General features: G+C 61.5%; 11 protein-coding genes and 1 riboswitch. Of the genes, 8 read left to right on the forward strand and 3 right to left on the reverse strand.

All coding sequences use genetic code 11. From position 1 onward, the window contains the following. The first annotated feature begins 46 nt into the window (after positions 1-46). Together malF and malG are read left to right on the forward strand one after the other, a co-directional pair. Positions 47-1,624: a maltose ABC transporter permease MalF gene (gene malF, locus ACJ8M3_RS23510; RefSeq protein ID WP_089197506.1), complete on the forward strand. Its 1,578-nt coding sequence runs from the start codon at positions 47-49 to the stop codon at positions 1,622-1,624. Between the two features lie 11 nt (positions 1,625-1,635). Then, a complete protein-coding gene (gene malG / locus ACJ8M3_RS23515; protein ID WP_442514751.1) occupies positions 1,636-2,526 on the forward strand; it encodes a maltose ABC transporter permease MalG in 891 nt (296 codons plus the stop codon). Positions 2,527-2,734: 208 nt separating this feature from the next. Here malG and psiE read toward each other — a convergent pair whose 3' ends face one another. Beyond that, on the reverse strand, positions 2,735-3,142 hold the full coding sequence (gene psiE, locus ACJ8M3_RS23520; RefSeq protein ID WP_015379238.1) for a phosphate-starvation-inducible protein PsiE: 408 nt from the start codon (positions 3,140-3,142) through the stop codon (positions 2,735-2,737). A gap of 225 nt (positions 3,143-3,367) precedes the next feature. Here psiE and ACJ8M3_RS23525 point away from each other — a divergent pair, with 225 nt between their 5' ends. After that, positions 3,368-4,801 (forward strand): capsule assembly Wzi family protein, encoded by a 1,434-nt coding sequence (locus ACJ8M3_RS23525; RefSeq protein WP_089197507.1) that lies wholly within the window; start codon positions 3,368-3,370, stop codon positions 4,799-4,801. 61 nt (positions 4,802-4,862) lie between these two features. Here the strand turns inward: ACJ8M3_RS23525 and pgi are convergent, their stop codons facing one another. Further along, the gene (gene pgi / locus ACJ8M3_RS23530) at positions 4,863-6,509 is read right to left on the reverse strand and encodes a glucose-6-phosphate isomerase (RefSeq protein ID WP_033644392.1); all 1,647 of its coding nucleotides are present in this window, start codon (positions 6,507-6,509) and stop codon (positions 4,863-4,865) included. 229 nt (positions 6,510-6,738) lie between these two features. Here pgi and ACJ8M3_RS23535 point away from each other — a divergent pair, with 229 nt between their 5' ends. From ACJ8M3_RS23535 to ACJ8M3_RS23555, 5 genes are all read left to right on the forward strand, one after another. After that, entirely contained in the window at positions 6,739-8,547 is a 1,809-nt protein-coding gene (locus ACJ8M3_RS23535) for a cation:proton antiporter (protein WP_004936687.1), read from the forward strand. A 52-nt stretch (positions 8,548-8,599) separates the two neighbouring features. After that, positions 8,600-8,794, forward strand: a riboswitch (Lysine riboswitch). Positions 8,795-8,902: 108 nt separating this feature from the next. After that, positions 8,903-10,270, forward strand: coding sequence for a lysine-sensitive aspartokinase 3 (gene lysC / locus ACJ8M3_RS23540; RefSeq protein WP_033644389.1), 1,368 nt, complete (start codon positions 8,903-8,905; stop codon positions 10,268-10,270). A gap of 143 nt (positions 10,271-10,413) precedes the next feature. After that, positions 10,414-11,331, forward strand: coding sequence for a ketopantoate/pantoate/pantothenate transporter PanS (gene panS / locus ACJ8M3_RS23545; protein WP_089197509.1), 918 nt, complete (start codon positions 10,414-10,416; stop codon positions 11,329-11,331). Between the two features lie 385 nt (positions 11,332-11,716). Then, a complete protein-coding gene (locus ACJ8M3_RS23550) occupies positions 11,717-13,396 on the forward strand; it encodes a ShlB/FhaC/HecB family hemolysin secretion/activation protein (RefSeq protein ID WP_089197510.1) in 1,680 nt (559 codons plus the stop codon). A 45-nt stretch (positions 13,397-13,441) separates the two neighbouring features. Then, entirely contained in the window at positions 13,442-18,268 is a 4,827-nt protein-coding gene (locus tag ACJ8M3_RS23555; RefSeq protein WP_089197511.1) for a hemagglutinin repeat-containing protein, read from the forward strand. A 44-nt stretch (positions 18,269-18,312) separates the two neighbouring features. Here the strand turns inward: ACJ8M3_RS23555 and ACJ8M3_RS23560 are convergent, their stop codons facing one another. Continuing rightward, positions 18,313-19,962 carry a Na/Pi cotransporter family protein gene (locus ACJ8M3_RS23560; protein ID WP_033644385.1) on the reverse strand — a complete coding sequence of 550 codons (1,650 nt, stop codon included), beginning with the start codon at positions 19,960-19,962 and terminating at the stop codon, positions 18,313-18,315. Positions 19,963-20,139: the final 177 nt, after the last annotated feature.

The following is a 20,139-nucleotide window of genomic DNA, read 5'->3' on the forward strand; positions in this document are numbered from 1 at the left end:
GGGGCGCCGTGGCGCCCCGCCGTTGCTTCACAGAAAGGAACGCCCTATGCAATTCGCTCACGCCGGGACGCCCGCGCGTAAAAAATCGAAGTGGTGGCAAAGCGACGCGCTAAAATGGCTGGTGGTCGGCCTGTTCAGCCTGGTGACCTGCTACCTGATTGTGTTGATGTATGCACAGGGTGAATACCTGTTCGCTATCCTGACGCTGATCCTGGTCAGCGCCGGGCTTTACGTCTTCGCCAACCGCCGCGCCTACGCCTGGCGCTATGTGTATCCCGGCGTCGCCGGCATGGGATTGTTCGTCCTGTTCCCGCTGATCTGCACCATCGCCATCGCCTTTACCAACTACAGCAGCACCAACCAGCTGACGTTTGAGCGCGCGCAATCGGTATTGATGCAGCGTCAGTTCCAAAGCGGCAAAACGTTCACCTTCGGCCTCTACCCGGCGGAAAACCAGCAGTGGCGCCTGCAGCTGACCTCGCCGGACAGTGAACAGCCGCTGATTTCCGAGCCTTTCCGCCTCGACGCGACGCCGCCGCACCCCCTGAAATTGACGGCCCAGAGCGCCGCGCCGCAGGGCGAACCCGCCACGCTGCGGGTGATCACCCAGAACCGGCAGGCGCTGAGCCAACTGGTGGCGCAGCTGCCGGACGGCGATGAATTGCGCATGAGCTCCCTGCGCCAGTTCTCCGGCACCCGTCCGCTGTATGCGCTGGACCAAGACGGCAGCACGCTGACCAATAACCAGACTCAGGTGCGCTACCGGCCGAACGGCGACATCGGCTTCTATCAGGCGATCAACGCCGACGGCGGCTGGGCGCAGGAAACCCTGAGCCCAGGCTATACCGTCACCACCGGCTGGAAAAACTTCCTGCGGGTGCTGCAGGACGAGGGCATCAAAAAACCGTTCGTGTCGATCTTCATCTGGACCCTCGTGTTCTCGGTGATGACGGTGATCCTCACCGTGGCGGTCGGCATGGTGCTGGCCTGCGTGGTGCAGTGGGAGGCGCTGAAAGGCAAGGCTATCTACCGCGTGCTGCTGATCCTGCCCTATGCGGTACCGTCGTTCATCTCGATCCTGATCTTCAAAGGCTTGTTCAACCAGAGCTTCGGCGAGATCAACATGATGCTCAGCCACCTGTTCGGCATCAAACCGGCCTGGTTCAGCGATCCGCTCACCGCCAAGAGCATGATCCTGATCGTCAACACCTGGCTCGGCTACCCGTACATGATGATCCTGTGCATGGGGCTGCTGAAGGCCATCCCGGACGATCTGTACGAGGCCTCGGCGATGGACGGCGCCAACCCGTGGCAAAACTTCTTCCGCATCACCTTCCCGCTGCTGATCAAGCCGCTGACGCCGCTGATGATCGCCAGCTTCGCCTTCAACTTTAACAACTTCGTGCTGATCCAGCTGCTGACCAACGGCGGCCCGGACATGATCGGCACCACCACGCCGGCCGGCTATACCGATCTGCTGGTCAGCTACACCTACCGCATCGCCTTCGAAGGCGGCGGCGGGCAAGACTTCGGGCTGGCGGCCGCCATCGCCACGCTGATCTTCCTGTTGGTGGGCGCGCTGGCGATCCTGAATTTGAAAGCCAGCAAGATGAACTTCGATTAGGGAGAATAACGATGGCCATGGTTCAACCCAAATCCCAGCGCCTGCGCCTGTGGATGACCCACATTTTGATGCTGTGCTTTATCGCCCTGATCATGTTCCCGCTGCTAATGGTGGTGGCCATCTCGCTGCGCGCCGGCAACTTCGCCACCGGCAGCCTGATACCGGAAACCCTCTCCTGGGATCACTGGCGGCTGGCGCTCGGCTTCAGCGTCACCCACGCCGACGGCAGCGTGACGCCGCCGCCGTTCCCGGTGCTGCTGTGGCTGTGGAACTCAGTCAAGATCGCGGCGATCACCGCCATCGGCATCGTGACGCTGTCCACCACCTGCGCCTACGCCTTCGCCCGCATGCGTTTTCGCGGCAAGAGCACGCTGCTGAAAAGCATGCTGATCTTCCAGATGTTTCCAGCGGTGCTGTCGCTGGTGGCGCTGTACGCCTTGTTCGATCGCCTGGGCCAGTACATTCCGTTTATCGGCCTCAACACCCACGGCGGCGTGATCTTCGCCTATATGGGCGGCATCGCGCTGCATGTCTGGACCATCAAGGGCTATTTCGAAACCATCGACAATTCGGTGGAAGAGGCGGCGGCGCTGGACGGCGCCACGGCGTGGCAGGCGTTCCGGCTGGTGCTCCTGCCGCTGTCGGTGCCGATTCTGGCGGTGGTGTTCATTCTGTCGTTTATCGCCGCCATCACCGAGGTGCCGGTGGCGTCGCTGCTGCTGCGCGATGTAAACAGCTACACGCTGGCGGTGGGCATGCAGCAATATCTCAACCCGCAGAACTACCTGTGGGGCGATTTCGCCGCCGCCGCGGTGCTGTCGGCGATACCGATTACCGCCGTGTTCCTGCTGGCGCAGCGCTGGTTGGTGGGCGGCCTGACGGCCGGCGGCGTGAAGGGGTAATTTGTGCCACTGCAGTGCGTTTGATGTTTTTCCTTATCTTTTACCCTATGGATTTCAAGTTACAGCCAGGCGACCAGCTCGCTAAGCCCAGGCGCTTACTTCAGTAAGTAACTGGGGTTAGCGAGTGCAGTCAACAACGCTGTCGCTTGAAAGACGACGGGTAATGATATCCTGTGTCTTTGGCGGCCTTTGGCCGCCATTTTTATCGCTACTCCCGTTTCAGGCGATCGGTGTTGGCCAGATAGAGCGTCACCACCAGCACCAATATCGCCGCCGCGTAGATCAGGGTGTCGATGGGATTTTTGTGATCCACGATAATCAAACGAATAATCGCGGTAATGCCGATATAAATAAAATAGCGCAGCGGGAAATGATAACCCGACTCAAAATACTTGACGATCAAGGCGATAAATTCAAAGTACAGAAAATAAATCACGATGCCTTCAATCAACAGGTAAGAAGACGACTCTTCGCTGTTGATAAATAACACCTTCGCCAGATGGATGGTTTCCTTGACCAGAAACACCACCAGAATTGCCGCCAACAGCAGAAGGCCCACGTTCAGCACTCGCTGCAGCCCTTTCGCTATCATTATCGAACGCGACGTTTTTGCCATAAAACCTCTCTCTGAATACCGCTTATATGATTCAAGCTTGCCAATATAGGCATTGTCCTAAAAATTACGCCCTTCGCGAAAGCACTTTAAACCCCATTTAATTCATAAAGTTATAATAAGATGTTTCTGACTTATAGATTTGTAGCAAATCGAAATGTCAACTATCATGGGTCACAGAGATCTTTACATAAAACCAATAACCTCGAATTAACAAGGGAATTCTTTATGCGCGCTAAACTTAACGGACTGGTCGCTGCGGGCCTGTTTACCTGTGCATTGTCCGGCCACGCCGCCGGCCTGGTAGCCCCTGACAACGATCTGCGTAACGATCTCGCCTGGTTGTCTGACCGCGGCGTCATCAACGTCAGCCTGTCCACCTGGCCGCTGAGTCAGGAAGAGATCAGTTCCGTTATCGCGCAGGCCAAACCGGTCACCAATACCGAGAAAAACGTCATCGACCGCGTGCAACGCCGCGTTGACGCCCTGAAAGCCAACATCCGCGTCAGCGGTTACGCCTCGACCGATAAACCCGGCACCCCGCAGGGCTTCGGCCAAAACGAGTACGCCGACGATCGCCTGACCATCGGCGCCGGCGCCAACGGCGAGTTCTGGGACGTGCGTCTGCAAGGCTCGGTGGAAGGCGACCAGCGCGTCAGCGATGGCTCCAAATTCAATATGAACGGCTCCTACGGCGCGGTGAAAATCTGGAACCAATGGCTCTCCTTCGGCGAGGTCTCCCAGTGGTGGGGCCCGGGTTACGACGGCAGCCTGATCCGCTCCGATGCCGCGCGCCCGGTCGCCGGCTTCATGCTGCAGCGCGCCGACCAATCGCCGTTTGAAACCCCGTGGCTGTCGTGGATCGGCCGCTGGCAATACCAGTTGTCCGCCGGCCAGCTGTCGCAGTACAGTTCTGTACCGCACACCAAACTGATCGGCGGCCGTTTCACCATGATGCCGACCGACTTCCTGGAATTAGGGGCATCGCGCATCATGATGTGGGGTGGTGAAGGCCGTCCGCAGTCGTGGCGTTCCTTCTGGGATGGCGTAACTGGCAACGACAATACCGGCGATCCGAAAAACGATCCGGGCAACCAGTTGGGCGGCTTTGATTTCAAACTCAAGCTGCAGCCGCTACTCGGCATACCGGTCAGCTTATACGGTCAAGCCATCGGTGAAGATGAAGCCGGTATGCTGCCGTCGCATAATGCCTACTTACTGGGGCTGGAAGGCCATCCGGAATGGGGCCCGACCACCATCAACTGGTATATTGAAGGGGCGGATACACGTTCTGAATTCAGCACCAAGAATGTGATCTATCAACACTATGTTTATCGCGGCGGTTACTATCAGCAAGGCTACCCGCTGGGCCACGCCATGGGCGGCGACGGACAGATGCTGTCCGGCCGCGTCGAGCTGGTACTGGACGATAGCCAACGCTGGAGCACCCGACTGGTGTACGCCAAGGTGAACCCAAGCAATCAGAATTATAATAAGGCATTCCCGAAATCCGATACGCTGAAAGGCATTCAGCTCGGCTGGGGTTACACCTTCCCGTCACAGGTTAAGTTCGACACCAGCCTGTGGTACACCGACAACGATCACAGCACCGCCGATGACGTGGGCGCCGGCGTCAGCTTCGAAGTGCCGATCAACCTGTAACTTTTCGCAGACGTAAAAAAACCCGCCGCGGCGGGTTTTTTTATTGGCTCAGATCAGGCGATTAGCGCCATTCCTTGAAGCGGTTGATCAGCGCATTGGTCGAACTGTCGTGGCTGCTGATTTTCTCGCTGCCCGCCAGTTCCGGCAGGATGCGGTTGGCCAGCTGTTTGCCCAACTCCACGCCCCACTGATCGAAGGTGAAGATGTTCAGGATTGCGCCCTGGGTGAAGATCTTGTGCTCATACAGCGCAATCAGGCTGCCCAGGCTGAACGGGGTGATTTCACGCAGCAGGATCGAGTTGGTCGGACGGTTGCCTTCAAACACTTTGAACGGCGCCACGTGTTTGACCTGCTCAGGGGTTTTACCCTGCGCCGCGAACTCGGCTTCCACCGTCTCCAGCGACTTGCCGAACGCCAGCGCTTCGGTCTGGGCGAAGAAGTTGGACAGCAGTTTGGCGTGGTGATCGCCCAGCGGGTTATGGCTGATGGCCGGCGCGATGAAATCGCACGGCACCAGCTTGGTGCCCTGGTGGATCAGCTGGTAGAACGCATGCTGGCCGTTGGTGCCCGGCTCGCCCCAGATGATCGGGCCGGTCTGGTAATCCACCGGATTGCCGTTGCGATCGACGTACTTGCCGTTGGATTCCATGTTGCCCTGCTGGAAGTAAGCGGCAAAACGGTGCATGTACTGATCGTACGGCAGAATGGCTTCGGTTTCGGCGCCGAAGAAGTTGTTGTACCAAATACCGATCAGCGCCAGCAGCACCGGCAGGTTTTTCTCCGCCGGCGTTTCGGCGAAGTGCTTATCCATGGCGTGCGCGCCGCTCAGCAGCTGCTCGAAGTTGTCGTAACCGATGGACAACGCGATCGACAGACCGATCGCCGACCACAGCGAGTAACGGCCGCCGACCCAGTCCCAGAATTCGAACATGTTGTCGGTATCGATGCCGAACTCGGCCACCGCTTTGCCGTTGGTGGACAACGCAGCGAAGTGCTTGGCCACGTGTTGTTGATCGACGGCGCTGCTCAGGAACCAGTCGCGCGCGCTGTGGGCGTTGGTCATGGTTTCCTGAGTGGTGAAGGTTTTGGACGCCACCAGGAACAGCGTGGTTTCCGGGTTCAGCGGCTGCAGCGTTTCGGCGATGTGGGTGCCGTCAACGTTGGAGACGAAGTGCATGTTCAGGTGGTTTTTATAAGGGCGCAGCGCTTCGGTCACCATGTAAGGGCCGAGATCCGAACCGCCGATGCCGATGTTCACCACGTCGGTGATCGGCTTGCCGGTGTAGCCTTTCCACTCGCCGCCGATGACGCGCGCGCAGAACTGTTTGATCTTGGCCAGCACCGCGTTCACTTCCGGCATCACGTCTTTGCCGTCGACCAGGATCGGGCTGTTGCTGCGGTTGCGCAGGGCAATGTGCAGCACCGCGCGATCTTCGGTGCGGTTGATCTTCTCACCGGCGAACATCGATTTGATGGCGCCTTGCAGATCGGTTTCTTTCGCCAACGCCTGCAGCTTCTCCAGGGTTTCCTGCGTGATGCGGTTCTTGGAATAGTCCACCAACATTTGATCGTTGAAGGTCGCGGAGAACCTGGAGAAACGATCGCTGTCCTCGGCGAACAGGTCGGCGATCCGTACGTCTTTCATCTGTGCATAATGTTGCTGCAGGGCTTGCCAAGCAGCGGTTTGACTAGGATTGATATTTTTCATAGCAACACTCTTAGGCTTGAGAATAAAAATGACGCGTTTGTCCGATTGTAGCCTGTTCGACTGTGATTATGATCGCTTTTCTTGCGATAGGCGCTAACTGTCAACGCATTGCCGCCTCGTTTCAGCTTTCACTCTATACTTTTGGCTAACGGCCTGTTATCGGGGTTGCCGAATTGTCATCAGGCTGTGTCATCGTCGCTTATTTCGTCATTTGAAAGGGATCTCGCTTATGGAATTATCCGCCCCACTCATGTTGGTGCTTATCGGCCTGGCGTCGCTGCTGGCGCAGTGGCTGGCCTGGCTGCTGCGCCTGCCGGCCATCTTGCCGCTGCTGCTGTTCGGCATCGTGCTCGGCCCGACGGTGCATCTGGTGCAGCCGGATCTGCTGTTTGGCGATCTGCTGTTTCCGCTGGTGTCGCTGTCGGTGGCGATCATCCTGTTCGAAGGGGCGCTGACGCTGCGTTTCGAGGAAATTCGCGGCCTTGGCGGCGTGGTGCGCAATCTGGTCACCGTCGGCATGCTGGTCACCTTTCTGGTCATCAGCCTCGCCAGCTGGTGGCTGCTGGATTTCCCGCCGGAGCTGGCGGCGTTGATCGGCGCGGTGACGGTGGTGACCGGGCCGACGGTGATCGCCCCGCTGATGCGCGTCGTGCGGCCGAACGCCAATATCAACCAGGTGCTGCGCTGGGAAGGGATCGTCATCGATCCGGTCGGCGCCATCTTCACCCTGCTGGTGTTCGAGTTCATCGTGCTGAAGCAGAATGCGGAATCCTATACCCACCTGTTTTGGACGCTGGGCGTGACCGCCGCCGTCGGCCTGATCGCCGGCGCGTTGTTCGGCTACCTGCTCGGCCTGGCGCTGCGCCGCGTCTGGCTACCGCGCTACCTGCAGAACCTGGCGGTGCTGGCGATCATGCTGACCGCCTTCGGCGTTTCCAACGCCATCGCCGACGAATCCGGTTTGCTGACCGTCACGGTCATGGGCATCTGGCTGGCCAACATGCGCGACGTGGACACCAGCGATATTCTGGCGTTCAAAGAGGAGCTGTCGGCGATCCTGATCTCGGCGCTGTTCATCATTCTGGCGGCGCGGCTCGACATCCAGGCGCTGTGGAACATGGGCTGGCCGCTGCTCCTGCTGCTGCTGGCGGTGCAGTTCATCGCCCGGCCGCTGTGCATCGCGGTGTCGACCTGGCGCTCTTCCCTGCACTGGCGCGATCGGCTGCTGCTGTGCTGGATCGCCCCGCGCGGCATCGTCGCCGCGGCGGTCAGCTCGCTGTTCGCGCTGACGCTGCAGCGCAGTGGCTATCAGGGCGCCGACCGGCTGGTGACCGTGGTGTTCGCCATCATCATCGGCACCGTGGTGTTGCAAAGCCTGACCAGCGGCATGATGGCGCGCTGGCTGCGGGTGCAGCAGCAGAAACCGCGCGGCGTGCTGATCGTCGGCGCCAACAGCGTGGCGCGCATGCTGGCGCAGGCGCTGATCAAGCTGAACGTGCCGGTGATCGTCACCGACAGCAGCTGGGAATACTACCGTCAGGCGCGCATGGACGGCATTCCGGCCTACTATGGCCACGCCTACTCCGAACACGCCGAGAACTATCTCGATCTGAGCAATATCGCCCAGGTGCTGGCGCTGTCGCCCAATCGTCACCAAAACGCGCTGGCCGTCTATCACTTCGGCCACCTCTTCGGCGAGGATCACGTGTTCGCCATTCGCTCGGGGGCGCCGTTGAAAGGGCGCGGCGCCAGCGCGGAAAGTTCGCGTTTCCGCCGGCACGAAATTTTATTTAATCAGGAAGCCACCTACGGCCGCCTGAGCAGCCTGCTCGCCAGGGGGGCCACCATCAAAGCGACCAAATTGAACGAAAATTTCGGTTGGTTGGAGTATTTGGAAAAACATCAGGGCGTTATCCCGTTATTCAGCCAAAAGGAAGACGGTTCTCTGCAACCGATTGGCGCCGGTTCCACGCCTGCGATGCCCTGTACGCTTATCGCGCTGGTGCAAGATGAAAATCCCTCACCGTCTGTACGTTGACAGAATGACGATAACCGGCTATTCCTAACAGCCTACTTGCGCACCCGGTGCGCAAGCCAGAAGAGGCGCGTCGCCCAGGTAGAGTGTCAGAGGAGCCGTTTCTCCGTTGACGGCACCCGAGGGGGAGCGACGCCGAGGTAGGGTAATGGCCGGCCATTATCGTATCGACTACAGGGGCTGAATCCCCTGGGTTGTCACCAGGGGATCGCCCGCAGGGCGATCGACAAGGTGGGGCGCTTCTGGGTGTATCGTAGCCTGACCTCTACGCCTGCCCCCTGTTTACCGCTCTCCCCTTGTGCCAAGGCTATGGAATTACAGTGCCCCCAAACGGGCATCCCTGACACGAGGTTTCTACATGAACCAAGCAGTACCCCAGAATTCCACCGTGGTAGCCAAGTTCGGCGGCACCAGCGTCGCCGACTTTGAAGCCATGAACCGCAGCGCCGACGTCGTGCTGGCCAACCCGCAGGTCCGCCTGGTGGTGTTGTCCGCCTCGGCGGGCGTCACCAACCTGTTGGTCGCCCTGGCCGAAGGTTGCGAGGCCGAGAAGCGCAACTACCAGCTTGATGAAATTCGTCGCATCCAGTACGCCATCCTCGATCGCCTCGCGGCACCTGCGGTGATCCGCGACGAGATAGACCGCCTGCTGGAAAACATCGCCATGCTGTCGGAGGCCGCGTCGCTGGCCACCTCGACGGCGTTGACCGACGAGCTGGTCAGCCATGGGGAGCTGATGTCCACCCTGCTGTTCGTTGAAATCCTGCGCGCCCGCAACGTGCAGGCCGAATGGTTCGACGTGCGTAAAGTGATGCGCACCGACGATCACTTCGGCCGCGCCGTGCCGGACAGCGCCGCGCTCAGCGAACTGGCGCAGGCGCAGTTGCAGCCGCGTCTGCAAGAAGCGCTGGTGGTCACCCAGGGCTTTATCGGCAGCGAACCGAAAGGCCGCACCACCACGCTCGGCCGCGGCGGCAGCGACTATACCGCCGCGCTGCTCGGCGAGGCGCTCGGCGTCGGCCGGGTGGATATCTGGACCGACGTGCCGGGCATCTACACCACCGATCCGCGCGTGGTGCCGGCAGCCAAGCGCATCGATAAAATCGGTTTCGAAGAGGCGGCGGAAATGGCCACCTTCGGCGCCAAAGTGCTGCATCCGGCCACCCTGCTGCCGGCAGTGCGCAGCGATATTCCGGTGTTCGTCGGCTCCAGCAAGGATCCGGCGGCCGGCGGCACGCTGGTGTGCAACACCACCGAAAACCCGCCGCTGTTCCGCGCGCTGGCGCTGCGCCGCAAGCAAACGCTGCTGACGCTGCACAGCCTGAACATGCTGCACGCGCGCGGCTTCCTGGCCGAGGTGTTCAACATTCTGGCGCGCCACAATATCTCCGTCGATCTGATCACCACCTCGGAAGTCAGCATCGCGCTGACCATGGACACCACCGGCGCCACCTCCGTCGGCGGCAGCCTGCTGACCACCTCGCTGTTGACCGAGCTGTCGTCGCTGTGCCGGGTGGAAGTGGAAGAAAACCTGGCGCTGGTGGCGATCATCGGCAACCAGCTGTCGCGGGCCTGCGGCGTGGGCAAAGAGGTGTTCGGCGTGCTCGATCCGTTCAACATCCGCCTGATCTGCTACGGCGCCAGCAGCTATAACCTGTGCTTCCTGGTGCCGGGCGAAGAAGCCGAGCAGGTGGTGCGCACCCTGCACCACAACCTGTTCGAATAAGTCATTATCCCTGATTGCGGGCGCAGCATGCTGCGCCCCTGCGTCTAAAAAATCCGTTCAAAACCGGCAGGGGTTCAGCTTGTTGAACCCGCAAAAAAACACAACCACACCCACCGTTCTCAATCTGGCTAAGGAAAACCTGCATGCTGGCAATACTCACGCGCTTATTCCCCCTGTGGGCGATACTGCTGTCCGTCGCCGCCTATCACACGCCGAGCACCTTTACCGGCATCGGCCCCTACGTCAGCCCGCTGCTGATGCTGATCATGTTCGCCATGGGCGTCACGCTGCGGCTCGACGACTTCAAACGCGTGCTGGCGCGCCCCGGCCCGGTGGCGGCAGGCATCTTCCTGCATTATCTGATCATGCCGCTGGCGGCCTGGATCCTGGCGATGCTGTTCCGCATGCCGCCGGATCTGTCCGCCGGCATGGTGCTGGTGGGCAGCGTGGCCAGCGGCACCGCGTCCAACGTGATGATCTACCTGGCCAAGGGGGACGTGGCGCTGTCGGTGACCATCTCGGCGGTCTCGACGCTGGTGGGGGTGTTCGCCACGCCGCTGTTGACCCGCCTGTACGTCGATGCCGAAATCAGCGTCGATATCATGGGCATGCTGCTGAGCATCCTGCAGATCGTGGTGATCCCGATCGGCCTGGGCCTGATCGTCCACCATACCTTGACCAAAACGGTGAAGCGCATTGAGCCGCTGCTGCCGGCGCTGTCGATGGTGTGCATCCTGGCGATTATCAGCGCGGTGGTGGCGGGCAGCCAAAGCCACATCGCCTCGGTCGGCCTGGTGGTGATCGTCGCGGTGATCCTGCACAACGGCATCGGTCTGTTGAGCGGCTACTGGGGCGGCAAGCTGTTCGGCTTCGACGAATCCACCTGCCGCACGCTGGCGATTGAAGTCGGCATGCAGAACTCCGGGCTGGCGGCCACGCTGGGCAAAATCTACTTCTCGCCGCTGGCCGCGCTGCCGGGCGCGCTGTTCTCGGTTTGGCACAATCTCTCCGGCTCGCTGCTGGCGGGTTATTGGTCCGGACGCCCCATCAAGAAAAAATAAACCGCCTGCGGGGACGCAAACATTTGCGTCCCCGTTCTTCTCTGCGAAATTTCGTATTTCCCACTGGTCGGATTGTCATAATTCCCCCCATCCTCTATTATCCGTGAAAAATAAAAATTCAGATTCTTCCTATCCATGCCGATAATGTTGGCAAGGGGGAGAGATGCTCCACTTTTTTTAATTAATTAAGTCACCAGGGTTGCCCGCCAAAAAAGAAGCAGCCTAATTATTATTTAGATCTATACCCACCGTCTTATTTGCTGCGGCAAATCGAGATACCTCGCAATGTGCATGTCGCTCATTATTTCGGGCCGGCCGTCGGTCGCCCGTGGTTAACCTCATGGATTGGGCTGGCTGCCCCGGCAGCCTCTCATAATGGATTACAATGATAAAAAAAATCACCGCCTTGATGCTGCTGGTCAGCACGGCCCTTTCCGCTGAAACCCTGCCGGATTCCCACATGATGCGGGATATGTCGATGGGGGAATCACGCCGCGCGCTGCAAGACAGCACGCGTGAAGTCAACCAGCTGATTGAACAGCGCCGCTATCAGCAACTGAAGCAACAGCGCCTGCTGGCGGAACCGGAACCGGCCGCGCCCGCCCTGCCGCAATCCGCGCAGTGCCTGCCGATCGCCGGCGTTTACCTGCAAGGCATTACCCTGCTCTCGCCGGCCGATTTGTCGGCCCTGAGCGCGCTGCCGGAAAACTGCATCAGCAGCAACGATATCAATCGCCTGACCCGCGAATTAACGCGCCTTTATGTGCAAAAAGGCTATATCACCGCGCGCGTGCAAATTGTTCGCCCTAATTCGCAGGGGGAATTGGGGCTGAGCGTGACCGAAGGATTTATCGAGAAAATAGAAGGCGGCGATCGCTGGGTCAACAGCCGATTATTATTTCCTGGGCTGGAAGGCAAGCCGCTGAAATTAACCGAACTCGATCAAGGATTGGATCAGGCCAATCGTTTGCAATCGAATACCACCAAGCTGGATATATTACCCGGCCGCCAGGTTGGCGGCTCGGTCATTCGTTTGCGCAATCAGCACGCCAAGCCCTGGCTGATTACCGCCGGCACGGATAATTACGGCCAGAAAAGCACCGGCCAGTGGCTGGCACGCGCCACCGCCACGCTGGACAGCCCGTTCGGCCTGTCGGACTTCGTCAGCCTGAACGCCAACAGCACGTTGGAAAACCCGGCTCACCGCTACAATCGCGCCTACACCCTGCTCTATTCGCTGCCGTACGGCGCGTTCACCTTCAGCGGGTTCGCCAGCTTCTCGTCCTATGAGAACCACCAGCAGCTGCCGCACAACGTGGTCAAACTGCACGGTCAGACTCAACAGTACGGGCTGCGCAGCGACTACGTGTTTTATCGCGACCACGATCAGATAGACAGCCTGAGCGGCCAGTTGACCTACAAGCGCATCGACAACTACTTCGAAAGCGTGCGTCTTGAGGTCAGCAGCCCAACGCTGACCCTGGCCGAGCTGAGCGCCAGCCACCTGCAAATTCTGCCCCATGGGGTATTCAGCGCCAACCTCAGCGTCGAGCAGGGCCTGCCCTGGCTGGGCGCCGATCGCCACCCGAGTTCGGTGCACCTCGACAGTCAATTCACCAAGGGCAAGCTGTTCGCCAACCTGAGCCAGCGCCTCAAGCTGGGTGACGCCACCTATCAGCTCAACAACCTGTTCTACGGCCAATACAGCCGCGACCCACTGCCCGGCGTGGAGTGGCTTAGCCTTACCGATCGCAGCGCCGTGCGCGGCTTCAGCCGCAGCACCCAGTCCGGCGACAACGGCTGGTATCTGCAGAACACGCTGTCGCGCAGCTTCAATTTAGGCGCCGCCATGCTGACGCCGCGCCTTGGCGCCGACGTCGGCCGCATTCTGCCGCGTCAGGACAACTCGGGCTGGCGCAGCAGCGCCGGGGTGAGCAGCGGCGCCACGTTACGCTACCGGCAGGCGCTGGTCGATCTGGAGGTCAGCCGCGGCTGGATTTTGTCGAACCACGCCACGCCTGAAGATCCCGTTCAGGTGCTGGCGCGCTTTTCTTACACCTTTTAATCAGCAGTTTTGCAGGACCCCACGGCAATATACGGAGATACATGGATGAAAAATAATAACTTCAGACTTTCGGCGGCAGGCAAACTGGCCGCCGCGCTGGCGATAATTCTCGCCGCTTCCGCCGGCGCCTACGCCGGTGAGATCGTCGCGGCCAACGGCGCCAACGGCCCCGGCGTTTCCACCGCCGCGACCGGTGCCCAGGTGGTCGACATCGTCGCGCCGAACGGTAACGGGCTGTCGCACAACCAATATCAGGACTTCAACGTCAACCAGCCCGGCGCGGTGTTGAACAACTCCCGCGAGGCGGGACTGTCGCAGCTGGCGGGCCAGCTGGGCGCCAACCCCAATCTGGGCGGACGTGAAGCCAACGTGATCCTCAACGAAGTGATCGGCCGTAACCCTTCTCTGCTGCACGGCCAGCAAGAGATCTTCGGCATGGCGGCCGACTACGTGCTCGCCAACCCGAACGGCATCAGCTGCCAGGGCTGCGGGTTCATCAACACCAGCCGCTCCTCGCTGGTGGTCGGCAACCCGCTGGTGGAGAACGGCCTGCTGCAGGGCTACAGCACCCTGGGCAACCGCAATACCCTGAGCCTCAGCGGCACACTGAACGCCGGCGGCGTGCTGGATCTGATCGCACCGAAGATCGACAGCCGTGGTGACGTGATCGTACAAGACTTCACCCACCGCAACGGCAGCGTGACGCCGGCGGCGATCAACGCCATCAGCGGCCTTAACCGCGTGGCGCGCGACGGCAAGGTGCTGGCCAGCGAACAACCGACGACCGCGCTGGACAGCTACTACCTCGGCAGCATGCAGGCCGGGCGCATCAACATCATCAACACCGCGCAGGGCAGCGGCGTTAAGCTGGCCGGCACGCTGGCCGCCGGCGACGAGCTCAAGGTGAAGGCCTACGATATTCGCAGCGAAAGCCGCGTTGAGGATGCCAGCAGCAACCGCAACGGCGGCGACAACTACCAGAACTACCGAGGCGGCATCTATGTCAACGATCGCAGCAGCAGCCAGAAGCTGACCCGCACCGAGCTGAAAGGCAAAAACATCAGTCTGGTGGCGGATAACCACGCACACCTTACCGCCACCGATATTCGCGGCGAAGACATCACCCTCCAGGGCGGCAAGCTGACGCTCGACGGTCAGCAGTTGAAGCAGACTCAGGGTCACACCGACGACCGCTGGTTCTATTCCTGGCAATACGACGTCACCCGCGAGCATGAGCAACAACAACAGGCGGGCAGCACCGTCGCCGCCAGCGGCAACGCCAAACTCATCAGCACCCAGGAAGATGTGAAACTGTTGGGCGCCAACGTCAGCGCCGACCGGGCGTTGAGCATCAAAGCGGCACGCGACGTGCACCTCGCCGGGCTGGTGGAGAAGGATAAGTCCACCGAACGCGGCTACCAGCGCAATCACACTTCCAGCCTGCGCACCGGCAGTTGGAGCAGCAGCGACGAAAGCGAAAGCCTGAAGGCCAGCGAACTGCGCAGCCAGGGCGAACTGACGTTGAAAGCCGGCCGCAATGTCGCAACCCAGGGCGCCAGGGTCCACGCCCAGCGCGATCTGACGATCGACGCAGACAACCAGATCCAGATCGGGGTGCAGAAAACCGCCAACGCCAAAGCGGTGCGCGATGACAAAACCTCCTGGGGCGGCATCGGCGGCGGCGACAACAAGAACAACAGCAACCGCCGCGAAGTCAGCCACGCTTCCGAACTGACCAGCGGCGGCACCCTGCGCCTGAACGGCCAGCAGGGCGTCACCATCACCGGCAGCAAGGCGCGCGGCCAGAAAGGTGGCGAAGTCACCGCCACCCACGGCGGCCTGCGCATCGACAACGCGCTGAGCACCACCGTGGACAAAATCGACGCGCGCACCGGCACCGTGTTCAACATCACCAGCAGCTCGCACAAGGCCGACAACAGCTACCAGAGCAGTACCGCCAGCGAACTGAAGTCCGACACCAACCTGAAGCTGGTCAGCCGTAAGGATACCGACGTGATCGGCAGCCAGGTCGCCAGCGGCGGCGAACTGAACGTCACCTCACAGACCGGCAACATCAACGTCAAGGCCGCCGAGCAGCAGCAGAACATCGACGAGCAGAAGACCGCGCTTACCGTCAACGGCTACGCCAAAGAAGCCGGCGACAAGCAATACCGCGCCGGTGTACGCATCGAACACACCCGCGACAGCGAGAAAACTACCCGCACCGAGAACCGTGGCGCCACCCTCAGCGGCGGCAGCGTGAAGCTCGAAGCGGATAAGGACGTGACCTTCAGCGGCTCCAAATTGGTCGCCGACAAAGGCGACGCCAGCGTCAGCGGCAATAAGGTTTCGTTCCTGGCGGCCGACGACAAAACCACCTCGAACACCGAGCAGACCAAGGTCGGCGGCGGTTTCTACTACACCGGCGGCATCGACAAGCTCGGCAGCGGCGTAGAGGCCGGTTACGAGAACAGCAAAACGCAGGCGCAGAGCAGCAAGGCAGTCACCTCCGGCAGCGACGTCAAAGGCAACCTGACTGTCAACGCCCGTGACAAGCTGACCCAGCAAGGCGCACAGCACAGCGTCGGCGGCGCCTATCAAGAAAACGCCGCGGACGTCGATCACCTGGCCGCTGCCGACACCACCAGCAGCACCACCACCAAAACCGACGTCGGCGTGAACATCGGCGCCAACGTCGATTACAGCGCCGTGACCCGTCCGGTCGAACGCGCGGTCGGCAAGGCGGCCAAGCTGGACGCCACCGGCGTCATCAACGACATCGGCGGCATCGGCGCGCCTAACGTCGGCCTGGATATCGGCGCACAGGGCGGCAGCAGCGAAAAACGCAGCAGCAGCTCGCAGGCGGTGGTCAGCTCGGTGAAAGCCGGCAGCATCGGCATCAACGCCAAAGGCGAAGTGCGCGATCAGGGCACGCAATATCAGGCGAGCAAAGGCGCGGTCACGCTGACGGCGGACAGCCACCGCAGCGAAGCTGCGACAAATCGTCAGGAAGAGCAGAGCCGCGATACCCGCGGCAGCGCCGGCGTGCGCGTCTACACCTCCACCGGCAGCGATCTGACCGTGGACGCCAAGGGCGAAGGCGGCACCCAGCGCAGCAACAGCAGCGCCAGCCAGGCGGTGACCGGCTCGATCGACGCGGCCAACGGCATCAACGTCAACGTGAAAAAAGACGCGGTCTATCAGGGCACCGCGCTGAACGGCGGCAGCGGTAAAACCGCCGTCAACGCCGGCGGCGATATCCGCCTTGATCAGGCCAGCGACAAGCAGAGCGAAAGCCACAGCGGCTTTAACGTCAAAGCCTCCGCCAAGGGCGGTTTCACCGCCGACAGTAAAAACTTCGGCGCCGGGTTCGGCGGCGGCACCCACAACGGCGAAAGCAGCAGCAGCACCGCGCAGGTCGGCAACGTCAGTGGCCAACAGGGCGTTGAGCTGAAGGCGGGCCGCGATCTGACGCTGCAGGGCACCAACGTCAAGAGCCAGGGCGACGTCAGCCTGAGCGCGGGTAACAAGGTCGCACTGCAGGCGGCGGAATCGACCCAAACGCGTAAGGAAAGCAAGCTGTCCGGCAATATCGATCTGGGCGCCGGCAGCAGCGACAGCAAGGAAAAAACCGGCGGCAACCTCTCCGCCGGCGGCGCCTTCGACATCGCCAAGGTGAATGAGTCCACGACCGAGCGTCAGGGCGCCACTATCGCCTCAGACGGCAAGGTCACCCTGTCCGCCAACGGCAAAGGCGATGACGCGCTGCATCTGCAGGGCGCCAAAGTCAGCGGCGGCAGCGCCGCGCTCGAGGCGAAAAACGGCGGCATCCTGCTGGAGTCCGCCAAAAACGAGCAGCATAAGGACAACTGGAGCCTGGGCATCAAAGCCAACGCCAAAGGCGGCCAAACCTTCAACAAGGACGCCGGCGGCAAGGTCGACCCGAACACTGGCAAAGATACCCACACGCTGGGCGCCGGTCTGAAGGTCGGCGTGGAACAGCAGGATAAAACCATCCACGCCAACACCGGCATCACCGCGGGCGACGTGGCGATCAACAGCGGCAAAGACACCCGTCTCGCCGGGGCGCGCGTCGATGCCAACAGCGTACAAGGCAAGGTGGGCGGCAATCTGCACGTTGAAAGCCGCAAAGACGTTGAGAACGGTGTGAAGGTCGATGTGGATGCCGGCCTGAGCCACAGCAACGATCCGGGCAGCAGCATCACCTCCAAGCTGTCGAAGGTCGGCACACCGCGTTACGCCGGTAAGGTGAAAGAGAAACTGGAGGCCGGAGTGAACAAAGTGGCCGACGCCACCACCGACAAGTACAACAGCGTGGCGCGTCGCCTCGATCCGCAGCAGGACACCACCGGCGCGGTCAGCTTCAGCAAGGCCGACGGCAAAGTCACGCTGCCGGCAACGCCGGCCGGTGAAAAACCGCAAGGCCCGCTGTGGGATCGCGGCGCACGCACCGTCGGCGGCGCGGTGAAAGACAGCATCACCGGGCCGGCCGGTCGCCAGGGGCACCTCAAGGTCAATGCCGACGTGGTGAACAACAACGCGGTTGGCGAGCAGTCGGCGATTACCGGCAAGAACGGCGTGGCGCTGCAGGTCGGCGGCCAAACCCAACTGACCGGCGGCGAGATCCGCAGCCAGCAGGGCAAGGTGGAACTGGGCGGCGGCAAGGTCAGCCAGCAGGACGTCAGCGGCCAGCGCTATCAGGGCGGCGGCCGCGTCGATGCGGCCGCCACGATCGGCGGGCTGCTAGGCGGCGCGGCGAAGCAAAGCGTCGACGGCAACGTGCCGTTCGCCAGCGGCCATGCTTCAACTCAGCAAGCGGACGCCAAAGCCGGGGTGTTCAGCGGCAAATAACGTGCCCCAACGCAACGCCCCCGGTTAAAACCGGGGGCGTTTTTTTACAGCGTGCTCGGGGTGTCTTCCCAGTCGCGATCGTCGTCCTTAGCATCCTGATCCAACACGTTGTAAGCCACGGCGCAGAACAGCGAGTTCAGGCGCTTCATGTCCCCCAACAATCCCAAATGCAACGAACTGGTCTCGATGCTCTGCACGTTTTGCTGGTGCAAACGATCGACGTGCGCGTGCGCGTAGCGGCGATCCAGAATGCGGAAACGGTGCTTGGAACGGCGCAGGCGCTTGGCGCTGGTGACGTCGCCGGACAGGAACACCGACAGCCCCAGGCGCAGATTGCCGATCAGCCGTTCGTGCAGTCCGTCCAGCTCCGCCAACCCTTCCGCCGAGAAAGCGCGGCGCGCGGCGTGCGACTTGGCGCCCACATCGCCGGCCATGCGCTCGATGATGTCGCCCGCCTGTTCCAGGTTGAGCGCCATTTCGATGATCTCCGCCCAGCGGCGCGAGTCTTCCTCGCCCAGATCTTCCTTCTGGATCTGCGCCAGATACAGCTTGATGGCGGTGTACAGCACGTCGACGTCATCGTCGAGGCGCCGCACCTCTTTATCGACCCCCTGCTTACCGTGCAGCACCTCACGTTGCAGGATCATCATGTGTTCCACCACGTCGCCCATGCGCAGCGTTTCGCGCGCCGCGTTGGCCAACGCCAGCGTCGGCGTGTCCAGCGCGCTGGCGTCCAGATGGCGCGGCCGCATGCGCGGATCGTCGGCCGCTTCGTCGACGATCAGCCGTTCGCACAGCGTCGCCATCGGCCCGGCCAGCGGGATCATCACCAGGCAGCGGATCAGGTTGTAGAACACGTGGAAATAGATCACCAGCTCTTCGCTGCCGCCCGGCAGTTGAGCCATCAAATCCGCCAGATAGGAGACGAACGGCAGCACCAGTATGCAGCCCACCAGCTTAAACAGCAGGCTGCCGAGCGCCACGCGCCGCCCCGCGGCGTTCTGGCCGCTGGCGTTGATCATCGCCAGCAGGCCGCTGCCGAGGTTGGCGCCAATCACCAGACAGAGCGCCACCTTCAGCGAAATCACGCCGGATGCGGTCAGAGTGGCGGTCAGCAGTACCGCCGCCAGGCTGGAATAGCTGACGATAGCGAACAGCGCGCCGGTCAGGGCATCCAGCATCACGTCGCCGGTCAGCGACGAGAACAGCACTTTCACCCCGGCCGCCTGGGTGATCGGCGTGGCGGCGGCGACGATCAGCTCCAGCGCCAGCACGATCAGCCCAAGGCCGATCAGGACGCGTCCGATCTGGCCGATCCGCATTTGCTTGCGGCTGAGGAACAGGAAGACGCCGACCAGGATCAGCAGCGGCGACAGCCAGGAAAGATCGAAGGTCAGCACGCGCGCCATCAGCGCGGTGCCGACGTCGGCGCCCAGCATGATCACCAGCGCAGGCGCCAGCCCCACCAGCCCCTGCGCGACGAAAGAGGTCACCAGCAGCGCGGTGGCGTTGCTGCTTTGCACCAGCGCGGTCACGCCGATGCCGGAAACGAACGCCAGCGGTTTTTTCTCAACGCTGTCGCTCAACACGCGCCGCAGATTGGCGCCGTAAACCCGCATGATCCCGGTGCGCACGATGTGGGTGCCCCACACCAACAGCGCCACGGAGGAAAGCAGGTGAAGAAGGGTCAGCACGGAAGATACGCTCCATTAACGCCCGGCCAAAGGAGGCTGATACCCGATGCTTGTCACGCGACGCAGAGAGGCGAGCCAAAGGATGACGGATACAGCGCGCGGTCCCGCCTGCCGGGCGTGGGTCTGGCAGGACAGCGGGCGGGCGGCAGACCGCAGAAGAGAAGGGTTAATGCGGCG

This window comes from Serratia sp. CY55921, assembly GCF_052167655.1.
In the GTDB taxonomy this organism is placed as follows: domain Bacteria; phylum Pseudomonadota; class Gammaproteobacteria; order Enterobacterales; family Enterobacteriaceae; genus Serratia; species Serratia ureilytica.